This window comes from Longispora sp. NPDC051575 (assembly GCF_040681875.1).
Taxonomy (GTDB): Bacteria; Actinomycetota; Actinomycetes; order Mycobacteriales; family Micromonosporaceae; genus Longispora.
On record NZ_JBFAZP010000006.1, the window covers coordinates 153458 to 177598 of the forward strand.

Annotated in this window: 21 protein-coding genes; 9 read left to right on the forward strand and 12 right to left on the reverse strand. The window is 73.2% G+C overall.

What is annotated here, in order from left to right; translation table 11 throughout:
• The first annotated feature begins 1 nt into the window (after position 1).
• From pelF to AB0M43_RS18240, 5 genes are all read left to right on the forward strand, one after another.
• The gene (pelF, locus tag AB0M43_RS18220) at positions 2-1519 is read left to right on the forward strand and encodes a GT4 family glycosyltransferase PelF (RefSeq protein WP_363726041.1); all 1518 of its coding nucleotides are present in this window, start codon (positions 2-4) and stop codon (positions 1517-1519) included.
• A complete protein-coding gene (locus AB0M43_RS18225; protein ID WP_363726043.1) occupies positions 1516-2886 on the forward strand; it encodes a hypothetical protein in 1371 nt (456 codons plus the stop codon). Before pelF ends, AB0M43_RS18225 begins: the two co-directional genes overlap by 4 nt.
• 13 nt (positions 2887-2899) lie before the next feature.
• Entirely contained in the window at positions 2900-3697 is a 798-nt protein-coding gene (locus AB0M43_RS18230; protein WP_363726045.1) for a sugar phosphate nucleotidyltransferase, read from the forward strand.
• A gap of 3 nt (positions 3698-3700) precedes the next feature.
• Positions 3701-4558, forward strand: coding sequence for an NAD(P)-dependent oxidoreductase (locus AB0M43_RS18235; protein WP_363726047.1), 858 nt, complete (start codon positions 3701-3703; stop codon positions 4556-4558).
• Positions 4559-4724: 166 nt separating this feature from the next.
• Entirely contained in the window at positions 4725-5948 is a 1224-nt protein-coding gene (locus AB0M43_RS18240) for an MFS transporter (RefSeq protein ID WP_363726049.1), read from the forward strand.
• Positions 5949-6033: 85 nt separating this feature from the next.
• Here AB0M43_RS18240 and AB0M43_RS18245 read toward each other — a convergent pair whose 3' ends face one another.
• On the reverse strand, positions 6034-7224 hold the full coding sequence (locus AB0M43_RS18245) for a cytochrome P450 (protein ID WP_363726051.1): 1191 nt from the start codon (positions 7222-7224) through the stop codon (positions 6034-6036).
• A gap of 115 nt (positions 7225-7339) precedes the next feature.
• Here AB0M43_RS18245 and AB0M43_RS18250 point away from each other — a divergent pair, with 115 nt between their 5' ends.
• On the forward strand, positions 7340-8020 hold the full coding sequence (locus tag AB0M43_RS18250; protein WP_363726053.1) for a hypothetical protein: 681 nt from the start codon (positions 7340-7342) through the stop codon (positions 8018-8020).
• Between the two features lie 117 nt (positions 8021-8137).
• Here AB0M43_RS18250 and AB0M43_RS18255 read toward each other — a convergent pair whose 3' ends face one another.
• From AB0M43_RS18255 to AB0M43_RS18270, 4 genes are read right to left on the reverse strand one after another with little or no spacing between them, the layout of a single operon-like run.
• The gene (locus AB0M43_RS18255; RefSeq protein WP_363726055.1) at positions 8138-8938 is read right to left on the reverse strand and encodes a hypothetical protein; all 801 of its coding nucleotides are present in this window, start codon (positions 8936-8938) and stop codon (positions 8138-8140) included.
• Positions 8935-9855, reverse strand: a complete 921-nt coding sequence (locus tag AB0M43_RS18260; protein ID WP_363726057.1) for an NAD-dependent epimerase/dehydratase family protein — start codon at positions 9853-9855, stop codon at positions 8935-8937. The genes AB0M43_RS18255 and AB0M43_RS18260 overlap by 4 nt, the downstream gene beginning before the upstream one ends.
• Positions 9852-11144 (reverse strand): nucleotide sugar dehydrogenase, encoded by a 1293-nt coding sequence (locus AB0M43_RS18265; protein WP_363726059.1) that lies wholly within the window; start codon positions 11142-11144, stop codon positions 9852-9854. Before AB0M43_RS18265 ends, AB0M43_RS18260 begins: the two co-directional genes overlap by 4 nt.
• Complete coding sequence (locus AB0M43_RS18270; RefSeq protein WP_363726061.1) at positions 11141-12112, reverse strand: endo alpha-1,4 polygalactosaminidase; 972 nt, start codon at positions 12110-12112, stop codon at positions 11141-11143. The genes AB0M43_RS18265 and AB0M43_RS18270 overlap by 4 nt, the downstream gene beginning before the upstream one ends.
• Before the next feature lie 137 nt (positions 12113-12249).
• Between AB0M43_RS18270 and AB0M43_RS18275 the strand changes: the two genes are divergently transcribed.
• From AB0M43_RS18275 to AB0M43_RS18285, 3 genes are all read left to right on the forward strand, one after another.
• On the forward strand, positions 12250-13437 hold the full coding sequence (locus tag AB0M43_RS18275) for a cytochrome P450 (RefSeq protein ID WP_363726063.1): 1188 nt from the start codon (positions 12250-12252) through the stop codon (positions 13435-13437).
• Between the two features lie 656 nt (positions 13438-14093).
• On the forward strand, positions 14094-14465 hold the full coding sequence (locus AB0M43_RS18280) for a helix-turn-helix transcriptional regulator (RefSeq protein ID WP_363726065.1): 372 nt from the start codon (positions 14094-14096) through the stop codon (positions 14463-14465).
• A 90-nt stretch (positions 14466-14555) separates the two neighbouring features.
• A complete protein-coding gene (locus tag AB0M43_RS18285; RefSeq protein WP_363726067.1) occupies positions 14556-14762 on the forward strand; it encodes a hypothetical protein in 207 nt (68 codons plus the stop codon).
• Here the strand turns inward: AB0M43_RS18285 and AB0M43_RS18290 are convergent.
• From AB0M43_RS18290 to bioA, 7 genes are all read right to left on the reverse strand, one after another.
• Positions 14754-15815, reverse strand: a complete 1062-nt coding sequence (locus tag AB0M43_RS18290) for a hypothetical protein (protein WP_363726069.1) — start codon at positions 15813-15815, stop codon at positions 14754-14756. The genes AB0M43_RS18285 and AB0M43_RS18290 overlap by 9 nt on opposite strands.
• A 456-nt stretch (positions 15816-16271) precedes the next feature.
• On the reverse strand, positions 16272-17198 hold the full coding sequence (locus tag AB0M43_RS18295; RefSeq protein WP_363726071.1) for a pyridoxal-phosphate dependent enzyme: 927 nt from the start codon (positions 17196-17198) through the stop codon (positions 16272-16274).
• Positions 17199-17217: 19 nt separating this feature from the next.
• Positions 17218-20436 (reverse strand): NACHT domain-containing protein, encoded by a 3219-nt coding sequence (locus AB0M43_RS18300; protein WP_363726073.1) that lies wholly within the window; start codon positions 20434-20436, stop codon positions 17218-17220.
• Between the two features lie 95 nt (positions 20437-20531).
• The gene (gene bioD / locus AB0M43_RS18305) at positions 20532-21161 is read right to left on the reverse strand and encodes a dethiobiotin synthase (RefSeq protein WP_363726974.1); all 630 of its coding nucleotides are present in this window, start codon (positions 21159-21161) and stop codon (positions 20532-20534) included.
• Positions 21158-22258, reverse strand: coding sequence for an 8-amino-7-oxononanoate synthase (locus AB0M43_RS18310; protein WP_363726075.1), 1101 nt, complete (start codon positions 22256-22258; stop codon positions 21158-21160). The genes bioD and AB0M43_RS18310 overlap by 4 nt, the downstream gene beginning before the upstream one ends.
• Positions 22255-22767 (reverse strand): hypothetical protein, encoded by a 513-nt coding sequence (locus AB0M43_RS18315; protein ID WP_363726077.1) that lies wholly within the window; start codon positions 22765-22767, stop codon positions 22255-22257. Before AB0M43_RS18315 ends, AB0M43_RS18310 begins: the two co-directional genes overlap by 4 nt.
• Positions 22768-22817: 50 nt before the next feature.
• Positions 22818-24140 (reverse strand): adenosylmethionine--8-amino-7-oxononanoate transaminase, encoded by a 1323-nt coding sequence (gene bioA, locus AB0M43_RS18320; RefSeq protein ID WP_363726079.1) that lies wholly within the window; start codon positions 24138-24140, stop codon positions 22818-22820.
• Position 24141: the final 1 nt, after the last annotated feature.

Sequence of the window (24141 nt, forward strand, 5' to 3'; positions counted from 1 at the left end):
CATGACGACACGCCCCCACACCCCGCTGAAGAGCTGGCGGGCCATCGGGCGGGCCTCCGTGGCCGACCCGGTGGTCCCCCGGCAGCGCGACCGGCGCACCACCCGGGTCGCCATGATCTCCGAGGGCACCTACCCGCACCACTTCGGCGGGGTCAGCGTCTGGATGGACCAGCTGATCCGGGGCATGCCGGAGCACCGGTTCCAGGTGGTGGCCCTCACCGTCACCGGGGTCGAGAAGAGCGTCTGGGACATCCCCGACAACCTCGACCAGGTCATCAACATCCCACTGTGGACCCAGCGCGAGCGCGAGCCCGACCGCGAGCCGCAGTGGTTCACCGACGCGCACGCCACGTTCCTGCGCGCCCTGATCCGGCCCGCCGAGGTGCGGGAACGCTGGAGCCAGCAGGGCCGCGAGTCGTTCCTCCAGGCGCTGCGGGCCCTGTTCGACTACGCGCAGATCGCCGACCTGACCGCCGCGCTGACCAGCAACGCCGCGATCAGCCGCCTGATGGACGCCTGGCACGAGTCCGGCATGGACATCGGCGAGCCGCTCTGCCTGGCCGACGCGCTGACCGCCGCCGACCTCATCGAGCACATGCTCCGGCCCCTGTCGGCGCCGCCCGTCGAGGTCGACATCTGCCACCTGGCCATGAACGGGCTCGCCGGCCTCGTCGCGCTGGCCGCCAAGTGGCGCAACGGATCCAAGATCATTCTTTCCGAGCACGGGGTGTACCTGCGGGAACGCTACCTGTCCATGGTCAACGAGGACGTGCCGCACGCCGTGAAGGTGCTGCTGCTGAACTTCTTCCGCACCCTGGCCGTGGCCACCTACCACAGCGCGGACCTGCTCGCCCCGCACTCGAACTACAACCGGCGCTGGGCGCTGTACAACGGGGCCACCCCGGCGCGGATGCGCACCATGTACAACGGCGTCGACCCGGCCGACTTCCCCGCCGCGACCGGCGAGCCGGACGTGCCCACGATCGTGTTCATGGGCCGGATCGACCCGCTCAAGGACCTGCACACCCTGATCCGGGCGTTCTCCCTGGTCAAGGAGGAGGTGCCCGACGCGCGGCTCAAGATGTTCGGGCCGATCCCCGAGGTGAACCAGGAGTACGCGGCGAGCTGCCGCAAACTCGTCGACGACCTCGGGCTCACCGACTCCGCCACCTTCGAGGGCCGGATCGCCAGCCAGGTCGACGCGTACCACGCCGGGCACATCAACGTGCTGACCTCGATCTCCGAGGGGTTCCCGTACACCATCGTGGAGGCCATGGCCACCGGCCGCCCGCCAGTGTGCACCAACGTCGGCGGGGTCGCCGAGGCCGTGGGCGACGCCGGGATCGTGTGCGCGGCCCGTGACCACGTCGCCATCGCCGCCGGCTGCGTCAAGCTGCTCACCGACCACGACCTGCGCCGCCGGCTCGGGGTGGCCGCCCGGGAACGGATCCTGAACAACTTCACCCTGGCCCAGTCCATCGAGGCCTACCGGTCGGTCTACGAAGAGGTCCTGGCGTGACCGACACGCTCCAGCTCCGCCAGGTCGACCCCGTGGACGCGCTCGCCACCAAGGTGTCGGACCGCTGCGGCCTGGCCATCGACCCGCTGCAGATCGCCGCGATGCTCGAGAGCGACGGCATGACCGACCGGATGGCCCTGCAGGACTACGGCTACAAGGACGTGTTCGCCCTCGCCGAGGACATCTACCGGCGGATCCCGCACCGTGGCCCCGGCGAGCCGCACCCGCGCCCCGACCGGATCCAGGCCCTGCGCGAACTGTCCCACGGCCTGCTCTACACCCTGCCCAGCGCCGTCTTCCCGGCCGTCGCGTTCCTGCTCGGGGCGAAGGACACGATCACCGGCATGGTGTACGCGACCGCGTTCGGTTGGGTGTGGACCATGGGCTGGACCTCGGTGGCCTACCGGATGCTCGGGCACGGCCGCAAGGACCTGGCCGCCATGGTGCTCCGCCGCAGCCTCGTCCTCGGCGTGCTCGTCCCCACCGCGATCGGCGCGCTGTTCCTGCCGCCCCCGACCCTGGCCCTGACCGTCGCGCAGCTCGCGTTCCAGCTCGCGGGCGGCATCCTGCTGTTCCACCGCCGCGAACCGGTGCTCTTCGCGCTGTCGGCCCCCGCCGTCGGGGTCGGCCTCGGTTTCCTGTTCGGCGACGGCACCCGCGCCCTGGCCGTGGCCGCCGTCGCCGCCGCCGGGGCCTGCGTGCTGCTGGTGTGCGCGTTCGCCGTGCTGGAGGTGGTGCGGATCGCCCCCGTCAAGGAGCCGGCGGTGCCGATCCGGTCGGAGATCCCCCGCGCGCTGCCCGTCATCGCCTACGCCGCCCTGTCCGCCCTCTACCTGCTGTCCGCCGACGCGCGCTTCGACCAGCCCCGGCTCGACCTGGCGCTGGCCGTGACGCCGATCGTGCTCGGCATGGGCGTCCTGGAGTGGCGGGCCCGCCGGTTCGGGGAGCGCAGCCTCGGGCTGTTGCGCCGGACCCGGTACCCGGCGGAGTTCCGCGCCCGGGTGCTCCGGGCGTTCGCCGTCGACATCACCGTCGCCGTGGGGACGCTGGCCTGCCTGGCCGGGGTGCTCGCGGCGTTCCTGTACGCCAACGGCCAGCTGTCCCGGCTGGGCGTGGCGTCGCTCGCCGGGCACGTGCTGCTCGGCGGCGCGTACTTCACGGGTTTCCTGCTCATCAACCAGGCCCGGTTCGGCCGGCTGCTCGGGGTGCTCGGCTGCGTCGTGGCCGGCTACCTGGGCGCCGTGGCCTACCTGGGCCCCGACCGTCAGGTGCTGGTGTTCGGCATCTGCAGCGCACTGCTCGTGTTCGGCCTGGTCATCGGGCTGCTCCCCGATCTCGGACAGGTCTGGCGTTACGCCAGCTACTAGAGAGGAACTGGTCATGCACGTAGTCATCCTCGCCGGCGGCCGCGGTGTCCGGCTCCGTCCGTACACGACCGCCCTGCCGAAACCCCTCGTGCCCATCGGCGACGAGTACGCGATCCTCGACATCATCCTGCGGCAGCTCCGCTCGTACGGGTTCACCTCCGTGACCCTCGCGATCGGGCACCTCGGCTCCCTGATCCGCGCGTTCGTCGGCGACGGCTCCCAGTGGGACCTGTCCGTCGACTACGCCGAGGAGGACCGGCCGCTGTCGACGATCGGCCCCATGTTCAACATCCTCGACCAGCTGCCCGAGCACTTCCTCGTCATGAACGGCGACGTGCTCACCGACCTCGACTACGGCCAGCTGCTCACGAAGCACATCGCCTCCGAGGCGCCGCTGACCGTGGCCACCTACAACCGCCAGGTGAAGATCGACTTCGGTTGCCTGGAGGCCGTGGACGGCACCGTGGTCAGCTTCACCGAGAAGCCCACCCTCGACTACTCGGTGAGCATGGGCATCTACGGCATGTCCCGCAAGACCCTCGCCCCGTACCCCAAGGGCGTGGCCTTCGGTTTCGACGACCTCGTCCTCGACCTCCTCGACCGGAAGGAGCCCCCCGCCTCGCACCTGTTCACCGGCTACTGGCTCGACATCGGCCGGCCGGACGACTACGACGAGGCGAACCGGACGTTCGACCTGATCAAGCCACTGTTGCTGCCGGGCCCCCGACAGCCGGAGGACGACAAGCCGTCCGCCGGTCACGACAGCACCGCCACCCCCGTGCCCAGTCCACCCGTATCCACCTGGCGGTAGTCCATGCGAGTTCTCCTGTTCGGAGCGTCCGGTTTCATCGGCAAGAACGTCCACGCGGCGCTGACCGCGGCCGGGGCCGAGGTGCTGCCCGCCGGCCGGCGCGGCCCGATCATCCACGACCTGGTGGTCGACGGCCCGGCGCGGCTCGCCTCGCTGCTGGCGGCGCACCGGCCCGACGCGGTGGTCAACTGCGCCGGCCTGCTCAGCGGCAGCACGGCCGAGCTGGTCGAGGCCAACGTCACGGCCGTGGCCCGGCTGATCGACGCGTGCTCCTTCCTGGGTACCCGGCTCGTCACGCTCGGCTCCGCCGCCGAGTACGGCGTCGTGCCGCACGGGGTGCCCGTCGCCGAGGACGCCCCCTGCCGCCCCGTCGGCGGGTACGGCGTCACCCGGCTCGCCGCCACCGAACTGGTCCGGCTGGCCGTCGCCGACAACCGGCTCGACGGCGCGGTGCTCCGGGTGTTCAACCCGCTCGGCCCCGGCCTGCCCGCCGACAACGTCCTCGGCCGGGCGCTGCGCCAGCTGCACTCCGGGGTCGTCCGGCTCGGGCCGCTCGGCGCGCACCGGGACTTCGTCGACGGCCGGGACGTGGGCTCGGCGATCGCCGCCGCGACCCTCGCGCCCCAGCTGCCCGAGACCGTGCTGAACGTCGGCAGCGGGACCGCCGTGGCCACCCGGGAGGCCGTGCGGATGCTGTGCGCGGCGGCCGGGTTCACCGGGGAGCTGATCGAGGGCGAGCAGGCGCCCGGGCGGTCGGCCGGGGTCGAGTGGATCGCGGCGGACCTGACCCTGATCACCCGGACGCTGGGGTGGCGGCCGGCGTACGACCTGGAGGCGGCGGTGAAGGAGCTGCTGCTCTAGGGTGCGCCCGCGCGGGCCGGCCGCCACCGGCCCCGCTCCGGGCCCACTCCGGCCCCACTCCGGCCCCGCTCCGGGCCGGGCCGCCACCTGCCCCGGGACCGGCTCTCAGTGCCCGCCCCGGGCCCGGCTTGACCTCAACCCAGGTCGAGATGGCAGGGTCCCCCGCATGACCGTTGTCGCGCCCTCCCGGCGGCCCTACCTGCGCGTCCTGCGCCACCCGGTGCTCCGCCGGTTCCTGCCCGCCGTGCTGCTGTCCGCGTTCGGGGACGGCATGAGCTTCGTCGCGGTCGCCTGGCTGGCCGTGCAGCTCGCCCCGGCCGACCAGCGCGGGGTGTGGACGGGCCTGGCCGTCGCCGCGTACGCCCTGCCGGCCACCCTCGGCGCGGTCCTGCTCGGCCCGCTGGTCCGCCGGTTCGACGGGGCGCGGCTGGTGGCCGTGGACGCGACCCTGCGGGCCGGCATGCTGGGCACCATCGCGGTGCTGGCCGTCGCGGACCTGCTCGACCCGGGCCTGTACGTCGCCCTCCTCGCCGTGTCCTCGCTCCTGCACGCCTGGGGCAACGCGGGCGTGTACACCCTGGTCGCCGAGGAGCTCGACGAGGAGGACCGGGTGACCGGCAACGCGCTGGTCTCCTCGGTGCAGCAGGCGTCGTTCGTGATCGGCCCGGCCCTCGCCGGCCTCGCGACGGCGGTCACGGGTCCCGGCTGGGTGATCGGGGCCGACGCGGTGACGTTCGCGATCCTGGCCGTGACCTGCGTGGGCATCGTCCGGTCCCGGCCGCCCCGGACGCTGCCGCCGCCGGAGCGGGGCGGCGCCTGGCGGACCCTGCGCGCCCATCCGCAACTGCTGGCCCTGATCGGCGTGACCTGCGCGTTCTTCTTCCTGTACGGCCCGGTCGAGGTCGCCATGCCCGTGCACATCGCCGACGAGCTGCACGGCTCGGCGGGCCTGTTGGGCGGCTACGTCGCCGCGTACGGCGTCGGGACCGTCCTCGGCTCCCTGTGCGCCGGGCTGCTGCGCCGGCTGCCGCTGTGGCCGGTGATCGCGGCGATCGTGGTCGGCTGGGGGCTGTGCCTGCTGCCCAACGGGCTGACCGACGCCGTGGCCCCCGGCATGGTCGGCTTCGGGATCGGCGGGTTCGTCTACGGCCCGTTCACCGCGATCTGCACGGCCCTGTTCCAGAAGAGCGCCCCGGCGGAGCACCTGAGCCAGGTACTCGCGTTCCGGGGCGCCCTGATCTCGCCGGCCGCGGCGCTCGGCACGGCCGTCGGCGGGCCGCTGGTGGGTGCGATCGGCGGCCGGCAGACGATGCTGGTCTCGGCCCTGGCGACGATCCTGTTCGGGGTACTGCTCGCGCTGGCCTCCCTGCCCACCCTGCGCCGGCGCTGACCGCCCCGGTGGCCGTCCACGCCACCGGGGCGGTCCCCCGCGCCCGTCCCTCTCCGGCCAGGCTCCCGGCTGGCCGGCCGGGGACCTAGCGCCAGGTGACCGCGACCGGCAGGCGGCGCGCCCCGGTCATCACCCGCGCGTCGTACAGGTCGGCGTCGGGGCCGACCGCGAACTCCGGGCACTCCTCCAGCAGCATCGCCGTCGCCAACCGGGCCTCCAGCCGGGCCAGCGGCGCGCCGATGCAGAAGTGGATGCCGTGCCCGAAGCTCAGGTGCGGGTTGGGGTTGCGCCCGGCGTCGAACCGGTCGGCCCCCGCGAACTGCCGCTCGTCCCGGTTGGCCGACGCCAGCCACAGGTTGAGCACCTGACCGGCCCGGATGTCCCGGCCGGCGAGCGTCACGTCGGTCCTCGCGAGCCGGACCAGGCGCGGGAACGGCGTCCGGACCCGGAGCACCTCCTCCAGGGCCGTCGCCAGGCCCGTCGGGTCGGCCCGCAGCGCCGCCGTGGCGTCCTGGTGGGCGTCGAGGGCCATCACGGTGTTCCCGAGCAGCAGGGTGGTCGTGATGTGCCCGGCGATGAGCAGCAGGCCGACGAAGCCCACGATCTCCTCGTCGTCGAGCCGCTCGCCGTCCACCTCGGCCGCGATCAGGGTGCTGGTCAGGTCGGTGGTGGGCGCCGCGCGCCGGGCCCGGATGTGGTCGAGCAGGTACGCGTTCATCTCGCGGACCGTCGCGCCCACCGCGTTCAGGGTGGCCTCGTCGGGCATCAGCTGCTCGGGCCGGGCGTCGCTGAGCAGCCCGTCGGCCCAGCGCCGGAACGCGGCCCGGTCGTCGGCGGGCACGCCCAGCAGCTCGGCGATGACGATCACCGGCAACGGGTACGCCAGGTCGGCGACCAGGTCGAACGCTGAGGCGCCCCGCACGGTGTCGAGGAGTTCCCGGGTCACCTGGTCGATCCGGGGCGCCAGCTCGGCGACGATCCGGGGCGTGAACGCGCGGCTGACGAGCCGGCGGAGCTTGAGGTGCCGGGGCGGGTCCATCCCGACGAAGCTGCCCTTGGCGAACAGCTCCAGGTCCTCCTGCGGCGGGATGAGGGCGCTGAGGTCGGACGAGAACGTGCCGGGATCGGCGAGCACGGCCGACACCTCGGGGTAGCCGAACACGTGCCAGGCGCCGAACGGGCCGTCCCAGCTCACGGGCTCGGAGCCGCGCATGTGGTGGAACCAGTCGAGCAGATCGGCGGGATGGGAGGACTGTTGCGCGAAGGTTGCCGTCATCGCGGTACCTCTTCCTTTTTAGACCTTTATAGACGACAAGTCCTCAGCACGCATCGAGGTTTCACCATGGCTCGAAAGCTTCCGTCGGCCGGCCCCCCGGGGCATACTGCGGGGCATGCCCGTCCGCGTGCAGTTCACCCTCGCCCTGCTGCTCGTCGCGTTCGGCGGGGCCGTCCTCGCCATGCCGGCCGGTTTCGAGGGGCCGCCGCTGGTCGACCTCGGCACCGGGCACGCCGTGTCCCCGCTGGACCTGGTGGGCGCGGTGCCGCTCGCGATCGGCGGTACGTGGCTGGAGATCCTGATCGTCGTGCGGCTGCCCCGGCTCCGGCTCGGCCCGCGTACCCTGCTGGGCCTCGGTTTCGCCGCCGGCCTGGGCCTCGGGCTCGTCCTGGCCTCGGTCTACCAGGGCTACTGGTGGTGGGCCATCGGCGCGGGCGCCTTCGCGGTGGTCCTCGCCGGCCTCACGGTCCGCGCCCTGACCACGACGGAGACGACCGCCGCCGTGGAGACGACCGCCGACCCCTCGCCGGGCGAGTCGCCGACGGCCGACCTACCGGCGGCCGGTGCCGTGCCCGCGACGGGTGGCTCTCCCGCCGCCCGGCCGGCCGACGGGGCCGCTCCGGCCCGGGTGGCCACGGCTCCCCGGCACGAGGTCCCGGCGGTCACCCCGGTGGTCCTGGGCGACCCGGCACCGGCGGCCCCCGGTGCCGGGTCAGCCCCGGAGCCTGCCCGGCCGGGCCGCCGGAGCAGGAAGAAGGAATCGCCGGACGAGTTCACCCTCGGCCTGGGCGACTGACGACGGCCCGCGCCCCGGGGCCACGGCCTGGCGTGAACGCACGGCGCCCTGGGGCCACGGCCGGGCGCGAACGGACGGCGCCCGCGACCATGGCTGGCCGGGGCGCCGGATCCGGGCTCAGACCCTGCTCAGGGCCTTGTCGCTGATCGAGCACACCATCCCGAACCGTTCGGCCCGCCGCCGCGCGAACTCCGTCAGCGCCGGGGTGTCCGCGTAGTCCAGGGCGAACAGGTCGATGTCGAGGTGCAGCAGGCGCTCGGCGTACTGGGCGTGCACCTCCAGGGTCTCCGGCGGCCAGGGCGCGTACCCCTCGTCGGTCCACCGGGCGGAGAACGACTCGAACAGCACCCCGTCGACCAGCTCGCCGAGCTGCGGCAACAGCTCGAAGCCCCGGTTGGCGAGCAGGTACGCGTCCGGCGCCGCCGCCCGCAGGGCCCCGATCAGCGCCAGGGTGTGCGGCAGGTCCTCCGGGTAGGTGAACTCCACGTTGAGGCAGTCGAGGAACAGCCCGTGGAAGCCCGCGTCGAGGGCCGCCGTCGCCTGGCCGAGCACGTGCGCGACCCAACCGGGGTGCCCGACGTGCACGAAGTGCCCGCCCCAGTCGGGGTTGCGGGACGGCCGGTGCCAGGGCGCCGGGTCGGGATCGACGTCCTCGGTGACGCTGAGGTAGCCGAGCAGCCGGACCCCGCCCGCGGCGAGCTCGGCCAGTTCGGCCGGGCGGTAGAAGTCGGGCTGCAGGACGGCGCACCGGTACGTGGTGAGCTTGTCGAGTTCGCCGTCGCCGTAGTAGAAGACGATGTCCTGGCCGACCGAACCGGGCACCCCCGGGCCCCGGGCGATCCCCGGCGAACCGTCCGGGAAGCCCGGCCCCGGGAAGGTTCCCGGGCTCGTGGCCGGGCCCGGGAGGCCGGTACTCACCGGTTGTCCCGGTACCAGTCGAACGTGCGGCGCACGCCGTCCTCCAGGGACACCTTCGGCGCGTACCCGGTGAGGTCGCGCAGTTTGGTCAGGTCCGGGCAGCGGCGGGCCACCGAACCGGCCGGCGCGGGCGCGATCTCCAGTTCCGGCTTGACCCCGGCGATCCCGTGCACCAGCCCGACCAGGTCCCCGATGTTGGTTTCCTGGGTGTCGTCGCCGATGTGCACGATCTGGCCGACCGCCTCCGGGGCCGCCATCAGGAGCACCATGGCCTCGACCGCGTCGTCGATGTAGCAGAAGGCGCGGTGCTGCTCGGACCCGTACACGATGAAGGGGTCCTCGCCCTTGAGGGACCGCAGCGCGAGCTCGGGGACGACGTGGTCCGCGCCCATCCGGGGGCCGTAGACGTTGTGGAAGCGGCCGATCACGGCCGGCACCCCGGAGTGCGCCACCGCGGCCTCGCCCCAGAGCTTGGAGATGGCGTAGGTGAACCGGGGGGCGGTGACGTCCTGGATGTGCAGCGGGACCGTCTCGTCCGTCGGGACGGCGACGACGCCGGCCGTGACCCCGCCCGCGTAGGCCTCGCTGGTCGACGCGAAGAAGAGTTTCGGGCCCGGTTGGATCCAGTCCAGCAAGTGGGACAGCGCGAGCGTGTTGATCCGCAGCACCCGCGCCGGGTCCCGCTCCACGTTGCGCACCCCGACGACCGCCGCCAGGTGGTAGATGTGGTCCCAGCCGTGCGGGATCCGCTCCCACGCGGCCGGGTCGGTCAGGTCCGCCTGGATGATCTCGTAGCCGAGGTCGTCGCGGCCCCGGGAGAAGTCGTCCACCACGGTCACGTCGTGGCCGTCGGCCACGAGGCGGCGGGTCAGGTGCGCGCCGATGAACCCGGCGCCGCCGAGTACGAGGATCTTCATCGGGCCACCGCCGCGGAGGTTCCGGCGACCTCGTAGCCCAGGCCGACGTAGGACACGCCGAAGGACTCGACGACCGCCTCGTCGAGGATCCGCCACGAGTCGTAGACCAGCTTCGGGGTGCCCTCGGCGAACAGGGCCGGGAGGTCCAGGGCCCGGTACATCGGGTGGTCGGTGATCACGAGCACCGCGTCGGCGGCGGCGAAGCCCTCCTGGAGGGTGACCGGCCGGCCCCCGTAGGCCGTGATGACCTCGGGCGTGACCAGCGGGTCGTGGCCGAGCACCTCGACACCGGCGGCCTGGAACACCGGCTGCATGGCCGCGATCGGCGTGCCCCGCATGTCGTCGGTGGGCGGCCAGCCCTTGTACGCCCAGCCGAGCACCAGCACCGTCTTGAGGTCCTGCACGAGGGAGAGCAGCCGGTGCGCGACGTGCACGGGCAGCTCCTCGTTGAGGGCCCGGGCCCGGCCGATCAGGTAGGGGGTGTGCCCCTCGCGCTCGGCGGCCGAGATCAGGATGTACGGGTCCTTGGACAGGCACCCGCCGCCCACGTACCCGGGCTTGGCGATGTCGGGGCGCGGGTAGTCGAGGTTCGTGGCCCGGATGACCTCCAGCGGGTCGAGCCCGAACCGCTCGGCGAGCAGCGCGACCTCGTTGCCGAAGGCGTAGATCACGTCGGTGTGGCAGTTGTTGGTGAGCTTGACCATCTCGGCGGCCTCCATGGAGGAGACGGGCACGAGCTGGTTGGCGAGGCCGCCGAACAGTTCGAGGCCCGCCTCCAGGGACCGCTGGTCGAGGCCGCCGATGACCTGGGGCAGCTCGACCAGCTCGCGGAGCGCCTGGCCCTGGATGGTGCGCTCGGGGGCCATCACGACCTTCGCGCCCTCCCACAGCTCGGGGAGCACGACCCGCCGGCTGGTGCCGACCGGGACGGTGCTGCGCACGACGACGAGCGTCTCGGGCCCGCAGACGGCGGCGATGTGCTTCGCGGCGGCGGCGAGGTTGAGCAGGTACGGCTCGTGGGTGGTCTCGTCCACGGGGGTGGACACGCAGATGATGGCCGCGTCGACCCCGTCGGCGGGCAGCTCGGACTCGACGTGGATGGTCTTCCCGACGAACTCGGCGAAGACCTCCTCGCAGCCCGGCTCGAAGATGTGCGGCTTGCCGGCGGCCAGGGACTCCAGCACGGCCGGCTGGGTGTCCACGCCGAACACGGTGAAGCCCTTGCGGGCCAGCGCGGCGGTGAGGGTGAGCCCCACGTAGCCCATGCCGATGACGCCGATCCGTTTCATTCGCAGCTCCTGGTTAAGGTGTCGAGTGCTCGGGTGGTCACGTAGCCGGCGAAGCCCTCGGCCGCGTAGCTCGCGCACGCCTTCCGGATGTTCTCGGGGCGGGTGGCGTAGTCGACGGCGAGGACGAGCTTGCCGGCCTTGCGCAGTTCACGGGTCTCCGCCAGGTTCTCGGGGCAGAAGTCCTCGTCGCACGGCTTGTCGGTGGCGAGGAAGAACAGCTCCTCCATGCCGATGCCGTCGATGGCCTCCGTGTAGCCGGAGTATTTCCGCAGCTCCGGGGAGTTCTGCGGGAAGATCAGGAGCTGTTGGGAGTACTTGGCGATCCGCACGATCAGGTCCGCCATCTTCCGGCCGAGCGTCTCGCGCGTCTCCCCCTTGACCAGCTTGAGGTCGATCTCCTCGTAGGCCAGCGGCGTGTCGAGGTAGACCCCGTCGAAGCCGGCGCGGGCCGCCTGGTCGAGGCGCGGGCGGACGACCTTGTCCCACCACGCGGCCTCCCAGTAGCGGACGAAGAACTCCTCGGGCCAGTCGTCCCACCGGTTGAGGACCAGATCCTTGACTCCGGGGTACTCCGGCCGGAAGTTCTCGATGGAGCCGATCTCGAAGTACGCCAGGACGGTCTTCCCGCTCCTCTTCAGCGCGGCGACCTCCTCGGCGCGGAAGTAGTCGGTCTTCGCGTCGCGGGCCAGGTCGATCACCGCGAGCTGACCGGGGGCCTTGGCGACGTCCTCCAGGGTGCCGCCCGGGTAGTTCTGCAACTGGTACACCCAGGAGCTGATCTTCGGGGTGGCCGGCTTCGGCCGGGGGCTCGCGCCCGGGCTCGTCGTGTGCAGATTCCCCTGGTCGGAGGGGTTGGCACCGGAGGCGGGCGGGTCGACGGCCGTCGGGGTCGCCCGGGGCGTGCCGCCGGCGGTGGAGGTGCAGCCGGCGACGCTCAGGACGAGCAGGAGGGCGAGGCAACGGCGCATGTCACATCCCTGGAGGGCGTTAACTAACCGCGACCACAGTCACACTCACAGCGTCGTCAGGCAACTCCCGAACCAGACATAAGCACCTCAAAGACCTGTCGGAAAGACGCCAGCCCGGCATTGAATAGATTGGGCACATGTGGCGTAGCTGGGAACAGGTCCACGAGACCGTCGAGCCGGTGTTCTGGCGCGACGGTCACCTCGTCGTGGCCGGGCCGGCGGAAGTGCGGAAGGTTCTCGCCGACCCCGACACGTACCGGCCGGACAACGCGCTCGACGCCGTCACCCCGATGTCGGTGGCCGTGATGCGGGTCCTGGCGAAGTACCGGTTCAAGCTGCCGGCCACCCTCGCCAACAACGGCACCGACTCGCACCCCATGATCCGGGGCGCCGTGTTCGACGCGATGCACCCGGCCCGGGTCGAGGCGCTCCGGCCGTGGCTGACCGGCATCGTCCGCCGCCGGGTCGCCCCGCTGATGCGCCGGCTGCGCGCCGGGGAGGCCGTCGACCTGCACGCCTCGCTCACCACGGACCTGCCGCTGCTGGTCCTCGCCCGACTGATCGACCTGCCGGTGGCCGACGTCCGCCGGGTCAAGGACTTCTCCGCCGCCGCCCTGGAACTCTTCTGGGCCCCGCTCCCCCTCGACCGCCAGCTGCTGCTCGCCGACAAGGTCGGCCAGTACCACCGCGAGCTGCGGGAGATCGCCCGGACCGGCCCGGGGCTCGCCCGCGACCTGCGCGAGGCCGGCCTCACCGAGAACGAGGTCACCGCCGCGCTGTTCTTCCTGCTCGTCGCCGGCCAGGAGACCACCTCGCAGTTCCTGACCCTGCTGCTGCACCGGCTGGCGGAGGAGGGCCTGCCCGACGGGTACGACACGGCGGACGTCGTCGAGGAGGGCCTGCGGCTCGACCCGCCGATCCCGACGTGGCGGCGCCTCGCGGCCCTACCGTCCACACTGTCCGGTGTCGACGTACCCGTCGGCACGTCGGTCCTCCTGTGGCTGGGCGCGGCCGGCCGGGCGGTGGCCGCCGACCCGCACGCGATGGTGCCCGGCCAGCGCGGCTCGCGCCGGCACCTGGCCTTCGGGGCGGGCGCGCACCGGTGCGTGGGCGCGCAGCTGGCCCGGATGGAGGCGGCCGTGGTCCTCGACGAGGTCGCGCCGCTGCTGAGGCGGTCGACGGTCGTCACGGCGCCGAGCTTCCCGGCGAACCTGTCGTTCCGGATGCCGGACACCCTCGTGGTGCGGAGCACGGACCCGGCTCCGGCCCGGCGGACCGGTGCGGCCCCGCGCACGGATCCGGCCCGGCCGACGGGCCCGGTCTGACGCGTGGATCCGGCCGCGCCCACGGACGCGGTCTGCCGCCCGGATCTGGCCCACCAGACGGATCTGGCCCGACACACGGGTGTGGCGCGGCGCCCGGAAAGATAGAGTCGCGTAACTACAAGACGGTGAACGGGGACCGGGGTGTGGCCGTGAGAGCGCTCCGCCGGGACGGGGATGTGGCGAAGAAGGGCGCGTGCCGCACCCGAGGGAGCGGGTGCGGCACGCGGCGAGCTGGGCGGGGACTCCGGAATCCCCGCCCAACCCTTCCCTTTGGCAACCGAGCTACACCCCTACCCCTCAGTGGAAGCGCGCTCGGTGACCGACCCGGCGACACGCAACGCCGGGCTCATCTCCGCGATCGGTGCCACCGGGACCGGCGGTGGTGCGGTGATCGCGGTGAAGAACGGCAACAGCCTGGCCACCTGGGCCATGGCGGGCCACAGGGGCACGGTGCGGGCGACTGGGAGAAACGCCGGCGCCGGACCCCGATCGGTCGGTGCGGAACGGGGTCGCATCCTTGTTCCGCCTCCAATCCGATCTTATTGGACGATCTGTCCAACGAGATTGGACACTACTGCGACATGTCGGCGGCCCGCAAGGGGTCTACAGGAGTAACCTTTGTTATCTGCTAATCGAGTCGGCATCCCGAGGCCCCGTTGAACGCATTGCAGCAGCTCATCCGCTCAAGGATGGAGGATCGCCGATGGTCGTACGGCGATGTCGCCCAACGCGGCGGACTGCCTCGCTCCACCGTGCACCACATCGCGACCACTGACCGACTCACCCGCCCTCCGAATCCGACCACCCTGGAACGCCTGGCCATCGGCCTCGAGGTGCCGCTCGACACCGTCCGCGCCGCCGCCGCCGACGCCGCGGGGCTCAGCACGTGGCACCAAACGGTGACCGACCCCGAGATCGACGTCCTAGTGGCAGGACTCACACAACTGAGTCCCCAGGACCGCAGACACGTCCAGGCGCTGGTGGAGTCGCTTCTGGACGATGAACGCCGTCGCAACGATCTTTCCTGACGTCGATTTCATCCGGGTAACCCTTACGTAACAACCCGTTATGGGCTTACGGTAGTCGGTGTGAGCGCCGATCTCCGTTAGGGGGAGCCGATGCGGGTCGTGCGCTGTTCGACATTGCCCGTGCTGGTGCGGATCGCCGACCGGGACGACGTCCTGGTCTCCGTACCGGCATGTCTGTCGACAGAGGACGTACTGTCGCTGGCCTTTCTCGTGCTGTGCCGCGAGGAGTACTGCGAGTTGAGCCGAGAGCTCGCCCTGGGAGTGGGCGAGCTCGTTGTGGGACGGGCGTCAGAGTGACCGCAGGTCGAGGAAGTGCCAGACGAGGGATTCGTGGTCCCCTGTCGACCAGCACAGGACGCCGTCACGGACCAGCACTCCGTAGGCCGTGGACTCCACGCGCACGGCCCTGCGGAGCGCGATGTCGTACAACCACACCGTGAGAGCCGAGCCGGTCGCGTTGGACACGCCCGGGGTCGAGTACACCTCGTAGCGGTCCAACGGGGCCGGACCGAAACCCAGCGGAGACGCGTCGGATCCCCCGATCCGGCGCGCTTCCGTGCCGTCCGTCCGGCGCAGCTCGAACTCCCCGCCGCCGTCCGCCCGGGTCGTCACCGACCGGCACCACACCGGCGAGCAGGTCAGCTGCTGTCCCGGGGTGCCCTGCTGCGGCCTTCGCTCGCCGGTGACCAGGTTGGTCACCTCCATGGGCCGCCCCGGCGCGGACACCACCCACGGCCACGCGGACAGCACCACGTTGCCGGGCACCGCGCGGGTCGTCACCGGGCCGCCGTCGACCGGCACCGACCGGATCTCCGTGTCCGCCTCGCCGACCGCCGCCGCCCAGCGCACCTGGCCCTCGGCGACCTGGAGGTCGTAGCCGGTGCCGTAGATCAGCGGGCTGCCCGTGTCGGCGGTGAGCTGCCGGGCCGGGCCGCCCGCCCGCGCCGCCGTCCACACCGTGTACCCGACCCGGCCGTCGGCGCCCGACGCGCTGCGCAGCCAGAACAGCGCTTCGGGGGTGGCCGTCACCGCGTCCACGGACTTCGTGCGGTCGGCGGGGGCCAGCTCGCGGTAGCCGCCCGGGGAGCGGAGCACGAACGACGGCGCGGCCGCCTCCACGGCCAGGCTCCCGACCGAGAACCCAGAATCGAGAAACAGCATCGGGGTGTACGACTGCCCGTCCGCCCCCACCGCCGGCAGCGTCCCGGTCACCGCCCGCGGCCACACCGAGGCCACCGTCTCCGGGCCGCCCGGCGGGCGCTGCGGCGACTCCGTGGTGGGCAGCGCGAGCAGTGCCCCGACAGCGATCACGGCGGCGGCCGTACCCACCCGCAGCCTGAGGTCGGTCACGGGGCCGGTACCTGCGGATTCATGCCGCCGAGATTACTCGGGAAAAACAGTTGGCAAGCGGCTGGGCGGCGGCATAACGTAGCCATCGAGACGTTGAGAGGAGGTGGTCCAGAGTTGAGTAAGCATCGGACACATGAGGTGGCTGTCTCCTAGCCGCTGTCCTTCTGGACTCTCGATGGTCGCTGGCCGGACGCGGTGCGGCGACAGAGACAGTCATCTGATCCCCGGGGTGCCGGAGCTTGTCCTCCCGGCCCATACCGCAAGGTATGGAAGCACCCCGGGGATCACCCTTTTCTCCCACCGGTGACGACACCCGGACGGTGAGGCCGAAAACTCCCCCGGGGTCACCACCGAATACCACCGCGACCCGACCGTGCCGGGTTCCAGCCGAATGCCACTTTCCGCACCGACCGGGCCGCAGTTGGGCCGGCCTGGGTGCCGCGAAGTTCGGATCGGCTACCAGAGTGGGGCATAGCGCTCGGCGAAGACGCCCGGGAGGCCGCCGGTGTGCAGGAAGACCGTGGTCGCCTCGGGGTCGAGCGCGCCGCTCCGGAGCCCGTCGATCAGCCCGGCCATCGCCTTGCCCGTGTACACCGGGTCGAGGACCAGGCCCGTGGTCCGGGCCGTCAGTTCGATGGCCGCGAGCGCCGCGCGGGTCGGGACGCCGTAGCCGCCGCCCAGCTGGGAACCGTCCAGGGTCGGGGCGCCCGTCGGGGCCGGGCGGCCGGCCAGCGCCGCCGAGCCCTCCGCCAGCCGGACCAGCCGTTCGCGCAGGTCCCCGAACTCCGTCACCCGCACGCCGTGCACCGCGCCCCAGTCGCCGAGCCCGGCGGCGAGTCCCGCGTGGGTACCCGCCGAGCCCGTCGCCGTGACCACCAGCCGCAGGTCGGGGACCTGGGCGCGCAGCTCGTCGGCCGCCCGGACGTACCCGAGGGCGCCCGTCGGGGAGCTGCCACCGAACGGGACAAGGTAGCCGCCCCGGGCCGCCGTCGCCGCCGCGATCGCCTCCTCCGGCGGGCCCGTGGTCCACTCGACGGTCGCGCCGAGCAGCCGGTCGAGGATCAGGTTGCCGCTGGGCTGGGCCGGCGGGGACCCGGTGAGCACGAGATGACACCCCATGCCGAGGTACGCCGCCGCGGCCGCCGTGGCCCGCGCGTGGTTGCTCTGCGGCCCGCCGCCCGTGACCAGCAGGGTGTGGCCGGCCGCCCGGGCCGCCGCGCACAGGTACTCCAGCTTGCGGGCCTTGTTGCCGCCCCCGGCGAGGCCGGTCAGGTCGTCGCGCTTGATCCACAGGGCGCCGGGGCGCATCCCGATCGCGGCGGCCAACCGGTCCGCCCGTTGTACCGGGGTCGCCCCGGCCGTGAACTCCACCCTCGCGTCCATCCGCCATGTGTACCCCATGTCAGTCGACGGCGAGCAGGATCCCCTCGGTCGGGCGGGCCGGGCCGGAGGCGCGCTGTTCGAGAAGCGTGACCCCGGCGGCGATGTCCAGGAACCATCCGGCCACCTGGTCAAGGGCGGTCCGGAGGTCCCGCCGTATCCCGGCCTGGGCCAGTGCCTCGCCAGCCAGGCACAGCGCGGCTGCCCTGATCCGGGTGGCCAGATCCGGCGTGACGGGCGTGTGCCAGGCGAACACCGGAGCGGACGTCGCCTCGAGCTGACGGCTGACCGCGAGCGCCCACGCCGACTTCGAAGGAGACTCCGACAGTGCCAGGTGCTCAAGGCATACCCGGCGCAGGATGCCGGCCAGGTCCTCCGGGGAAACCGTCCGTGCTGGCACCAGCGGCTCTACGATCCCGCGCAGGTCCTGGGCCAAGGCCGTCGGGGCCAGTTGGGTCAGAGCCCCGGCGGGAGACACGAACTCCCTCGCCATCATCTGGTCCAACGCTTCCGCGTTGCGGTGTCCGAGAATCGCCCGCCGGGCCTCCGCGATGACCCGTCCCATATCTCCGGAGACCAGCTCCTGCCGCTCCGACCTGGCCACCGGCACGTCCAGGTACCCGTCCAGCTGCGCGACGTCGAGGGTGACCGCCTGGGCCGCCGGGGCTTGCTCAGCGGCGACGTTCGCGTGTGCGGCCCGCAGATCCCGGGCGAGCCTGGCGATACCTCCGACCCTGCCGTCCGCGGGCTCGTCGATCCGGTGCCGGACGTAGGCGGCGCCCGGGATGCCGTACTCCTCCGCGGGGAGTAGGCCCCTCAGGAGACCGATGACCAGCTCGACCTGCCCGAGTACGGCCAGCCGTCCGGGGCCCCGCTCCGCCGGGGGTCGATCCCGGTCCACCTGGGCCACCAGTCGCAGGTCCGACAGGCTCCGGACGAGCAACAGGCGTGCGAGCAGGAACCGCGGTTCTTCCAGGTCAAGACCCCACCTGTGCCGGATCTCCTCCGCGGAGACCGTCCACGGATGCGACTGCCCCGGCGGGATCCACAGGGCGGGCCCGCCCGCCGAGGACCGGGCCGAGGTCCAGAGGCTGGGCGGCGCGCCGGCCCCCCGCCCGGCGAAGAGCTCCCGGACGGCGGGGTTCGACGCCTCGGGCTCCGTGGGCAGGCGGCACTGTCGCCCGCCGCCGCTCACCGTGTTGATCCAGACCACGAACTCGGCCGCGAACCCGCCGAGCACGCCCAGAACCGGATGGTCGGGCGTGTCGGGCGTGTACGTCACCCACGCGGGGTCGATCGGCAGGTTCTCCGAGGTGTCGTCCTGGAACAACTGGTAGAGCTTGGCGGGTACGAGGCGCGCGCAGATCGCGTGGTCCCTGGCGGTGTGCACCACGTCCCGCAGGTGCCGGGTGGCCAGCACACCGGCGACCAGACGACGCAGGCCGGAGTCGGCGACCGGTACGACCAGGAGCTTTTCCAGGCGCAGAGCGAGGTCGGGGTCGAGCGGCTCGGTGTCGGTCGCGTGGTCGGCGCAGTCGAAGGCCAGCGCCCAGGCGGTGACCGTCTCACTCCGCAGGCACTCGCGGACCACGGCGCCCGGACCTGTGACCATGGCGTAGAACAGCAGGGTCTCGTGCCACCAGGGGTCATCCACCGGCAGGGTTTCCGGAGGTGCGGCGGACAGGGCCACGGCCGCGAGGTACTCCTGGAAGGTGCGGTGCGTGAACGCGTACCGGTCGATGCCGCTCTCCACGAACAGGCCGTGCAGCCCGGCGAGGTCCAGGAAGTCCTCCGCCGTGATCCGCAGCGCCCGCATGTGCGGCCCGATCTCGTCGAGCACCTGGGCCCGGGTCCAGGTGGTCGCCCGGCCCTCCCGGGTCATGGCCAGGGCCAGGCCGCTGAGCAGGAATTCGGCCTGCTCGACCGGGAGGGGCACCGTGATCCGCTTGTCCTTCTGGCGGTCCTCCAGGACGGTGCGGCAGATCTGCCGGTACAGCTCCAGCCGGCTCTTGGGCAGCGAGCCCCGGTCGCGGTGCACGAAGAACAGCATGGTCAGCAGGAGCGGGTTGCGGGTCAGCGGCCGGAGCCGGGACGCCTCGCCGAGCTGGCGGGACAGGTCGGCGGCCCGCTGGGCGGCGGCCCGGGAGGCGCCGCGCCGGACGACCTCCCCGGAACCGGGCCGCCGGAAGAACCGCCGGAGCGACGAGCGCCGCGCGACCCCGGGCCGGCCGTCCGCCGAGCCGGCGGCGTACGCGTCGACGACGAACGCGTTGACCTGTGCCGTGGTGAACGGTTCGACCTCCAGGACGGCGGCGTCGACCAGGCCGCCCGTCCGGTACCCGTCGGGGCGGGAGGACAGGACGTAGTGGTTGCCGTGCCGGGCGTACCGGAGGATCTGGGTGTTGGCCCAGGTGACGATCGCCGAACGCTCCCCCTCGGTGGCCACCTCGTCGAGGCCGTCGAGCAGGACGACGCACCGCCCGGCGACCAGCAGGTTCTCGAACCAGGCGACCAGCGCGTCGGTCCGGCGCGGCTCCGGGGCGAGGAGCCCGGGCACGGTGCCGCCGGTGAGCAGCGGGGCCTTCGCGCGGCCGACGAGGGTGGACAGCCGGATCGCGGGGTCGGCGACGATCGCGGCGACGTGCTCGCGGAGCGCCAGGAAGATCGGGATCCGGCGGCCGTGGGGTTTCGGGTCCAGGTAGGTCTGGCGGGCGATCCGGCGCAGCAGGGTGCTCTTGCCGCTGCCCGGGCCGCCGAGGACCACGAGGACGGTCTGGTCGGCGTCGCCCAGGTAGCCGGTGATGTCCTGGCGGCGGTCGCCCTCGTTCCGGCCGTCGCGGACCAGGTGCCGGGAGGCGCTGCGCGGGGCGCGGGAGACGAGGCTGACGTCGACGTACACCGCGTCGAGGTCCAGGCCCCGGGCCACCAGGCCGCCGAAGCCCTCCCTGCCCATCGTGCGGGAGTCGGTGAGGACGACCCGGCGGTACCAGGGGCCGAAGCGGGAGAACCAGCGGACCAGGAGCAGCTCCAGCCAGGCGACCAGCCGGGGGCGGAGGTGGCCGAGCAGGTCGGTCGCGAGTTTGCCCAGGCCACCGACGACCAGGGCCACGACGGCGACGACGGTCGGTCCCAGGTACCGGTGGGTGACCGCTCCGGAGATCCACGGGCCGACCACCGGGACCGACGCCGCGCCCGCGCCGAGCGCGACGATCCAGGACGGGAGACTCCTCGGGCTCGCCACGAGAGCATTATGCGCCCGCCCGGCCCTCCACTAGGGACTCCCCACCGACGGAGACCCGACACGGGCCGGGCGGTCCCGGTACCCCGATGGAGGGGTCAGGGGGTGAACCAGGTGGGGGCCGCCGCGCGGAACTCCGTCGGGGGCAGGGCGCCCGCGCCCTCGGGGACGACACCCGCCACCGGGGGCAGGTCCTCGCGGTTGGTGCGGTCGGCCAGCCCGGGTTCGCGCGGCCAGGAGCCGATCACCACGTCGGCGGACAGGCCCCGACGGCCGAGGGCCTCCAGGGTCAGGGCCGTGTGGTTGAGGGTGCCCAGGCCGGCGCGCGCGACGACCACGAGCCGGGCGTCCAGGGCGGCGGCCAGGTCCGCGACGGTCCAGCCGTCCTCGCCGAGCTGCACGAGCAGGCCGCCCGCGCCCTCGATCAGGACCAGGTCCTCGTCCAGCGCGGCGACGGCCTCGACGACCGTCTTCATGGGCAGTTCCGGCAGGCCCGAGGTGCGGGCGGCGGTGCGCGGGGCGAGCGGGTCGGGGTAGCGGGCGAGTTCCAGGACCCGCACCCCGGCCAGGCGGGCCACGGTCTCCGCGTCGGACTCCTCGCCCGGGGCCAGGCCGGTCTGCGCCGGCTTGACCATCACGACCCGCTGGCCCTCGGCGGCGGCCTTCGCGGCCAGCGCGGCGGTGACGACGGTCTTGCCGACGCCGGTGTCGGTGCCGGTCACGATCAGGGTGCGCACGCGGTCACCACCTCCAGAGCACGATCGAAGTCATGGCGGGGTACGCCCGCGTTGATGGTCAGTCTCAGCCGCGCCGTGCCGTCCGGGGTGGACGGTGGCCGGAAGCAGCCGACCGCGACGCCCTTGTCCCGGCACGCGGCGGCCCAGTCGACGGCGGCCTGCGGGGACGGGGCGGGCACGGACAGCACCCCGCCGGCCGGTACGCCGGGCAGGTCGAGTGCCTCCGACGCGGTGGCCGCCCGGGACCGCAGCTCGTCGCGCGCGATGTCGAAGCCCCGCGCGAGGCCCACCGCGGCCCGGGCCCCGGCCATCACGGCCGGCGGCGGGGCGGTGTCGTAGATGAAGGTGCGGCCCGTGTCGACCAGGTGCCGGCGGACGGCGGCCGGGGCGAGGACGACCCCGCCGGCCGCGCCGAGCGACTTGGACAGCGTCGCGGTGACGATCACGTCGGGTTCGCCGGCCAGCCCGGAGTCGGCCGGGCCGCCCGCGCCGCGCGGTCCGATCACGCCGAGGCCGTGCGCGTCGTCCACGACGAGGATCGCGCCCGCGTCCCGGCACGCGCGGTGCAGGTCGGCGAGGGGCGCGAGGTCGCCGTCCACGGAGTAGATGGACTCCACGATGACGAGGGCGCCGGGGCGCAGGTTCGCGGCGACGTACGCGACGTCGTTGTGCGGGGCGACCAGCGGGGTCAGGCCGGTCGCCCGGACGCCGTCGATCAGGGACGCGTGCGCGTGCGCGTCGATGATCAGCTGGGTGTCCCTGCGGGCCAGGCCCTTGATCACGCCCAGGTTCGCGAGGTAGCCGGAGGAGTAGACGAGCGCCGTCTCCGCGCCGGTCCACGCGGCCAGTTCGGACTCCAGCAGCTCGTGCTCGGGGGTGCCGCCCCGGACGAGCCGGGAACCGGTCGCGCCCAGGCCGTACTCGGCGAGGGCCCGGGCCGCCGCCGCGATCACCACGGGGTGCCGGGACAGACCCAGGTAGTCGTTGCCGGCCAGGTCGACGGCCGCAGGGTCGCGGGCCGTGACCGTGCGGCTGAGGCCGGCCTTGGCGCGGAGTTCGGCCTTGCGGACGAGGCGGGCCCAGGTCACCGGGCGTCTCCCGTCGGGCCCCGGCGGACGCCGTCGGCGCGGACGCGGCGGCCAGCGAGGGTGGGGGCGGGGTGGGTGGTGCTCCGGGCGCCGCTGTGGGTGAGGCTGCGGGGCGCGGGGGTCTCCCGTTCCGCGAGGACGGTGTCGTTCGCGGCGGGGGCGTGGTCGGGCGCGGCGGGGGCCTGCGGGGTGTGGTCGGGTGCGGCGGGGCCAGCGGACGGGGCTACCCGCGCGGCGGCGGGAGCGGTCCGGGCCGGCTGGTCCGGAGCGGACGAGGTGGTCCGGGCCGCGCCGACGGGTGTGGTCCGCGTCTTGCCGGGCCGGGGCCGGTCGGCCGGGCGGGCGGAGGCGCCGCGCAGGGCCACCGGGATCTCCGCGAGCGGGGTCACGTGCTCCGGCGCGACGCGGGGCCGGGGCACGACGGAACCAGTCGACGCGGGCCGGGGCACGGCGGACGCGGCCGACACGGGCCGGGGCACGGCGGACCCGGCCTGCGCAGGCTGTGGCACGGCGGACCCTGCCGACGAGTGCCGGGACGGGAAGGTGTGTCCGGCGGCGCTCAACGGACGACCTCGTCGATCGCCTCGGCGAGGGCCCCGACCATCAGGTCCTGTTCCGCCTCGCCCAGGGTCAGCGGCGGCATCAGGATCACGGTGTCCCCGAGGGGCCGCAGCCACACCCCGCGCCGGCGGGCCGCCCGGCACACCTCGAAGCCGGTCCGGTGCCGCACGTTCGCGACCTCCACGCCGATCATCGCGCCGAGCTGGCGGATCTCCACGACGCTGTCGCGGTCGCCGACGGGCTTGAGCAGGTCCGCGAGCCGGGCGCCGAGGACGGCCACCTGGCCGGGGAGGTCGCGCTCGACGGCGAGGGTCAGGTTGGCGTTCGCGGCGGCGCAGGCCAGGGGGTTGGCGGTGTAGGTGTGGCCGTGGAAGAAGGTCTTCTCGGGGGCGCCGAGGAAGGCCGAGTACACCTCGTCGGTGGCCAGGACGGCCGACAGCGGCAGGTACCCGGCGGTGATGCCCTTTCCGCAGGTCAGCAGGTCGGGGGTGATCCCGGCGTGCTGGTGCGCCCACATGGGGCCGGTCCGGGCGACGCCGGTGGCGACCTCGTCGACCATGAGCAGCGCGCCGTACTTCGTGGCCAACGACCGCGCGGCCCGGAGGAACGACGCGTCGTAGGTGAGCATCCCGGCGGCGGCCTGGACCATGGGTTCGAGGACGATGGCGCACACCTGGTCGCCCTGGGCGGCCATCACGGCCTCCAGCTCGGCGATCACCTCAAGGGCCCGGGCGGCAGGGGTCTGGCCGGGAGCCCGCAGCCCCGGGGAGCCCACGGTGGCCGTCTTCAGGAGCAGCGGCCGGTACGTGGCGTGGAACAGCTTCATCCCGCCGACGGACACGGCGCCGAGGGTGTCCCCGTGGTACGCCTCCGACAGGTGCACGAACAGCGGCCGGGGCTGCCCGCTCTGCACCGAGTACTGGTACGCGATCTTCAGCCCGGCTTCCACGGCCGAAGAGCCGTCGCCCGCGTAGAAGACCTTGTCCAGGCCGGGGGTGAGGGCGAGCAGCTTCTCGGCGAGTTCGATGCCGGGGGTGTGCGTGGCGCCCAGGAAGGTGGAATGGTCGAGTTTGCCCAGCTGGGCGATGATCGCGGCGTCGATCTCCGGGGTGCGGTGCCCGAAGGTCGTGACCCACAGCGACGAGACCCCGTCGAGGTACTTGTTGCCGTCCGTGTCGAACAACCACGGCCCCTCGGCCCGGTCGACTACGGTCGGCTCATCTTCCAGCCACATTCCGTGCTGGGTGAAGGGATGCCAGACGCTTGCGGCATCGCGACGGAGCCAATCAGACACGTGTGCCCCCACTTGTGTGCTCCCCACA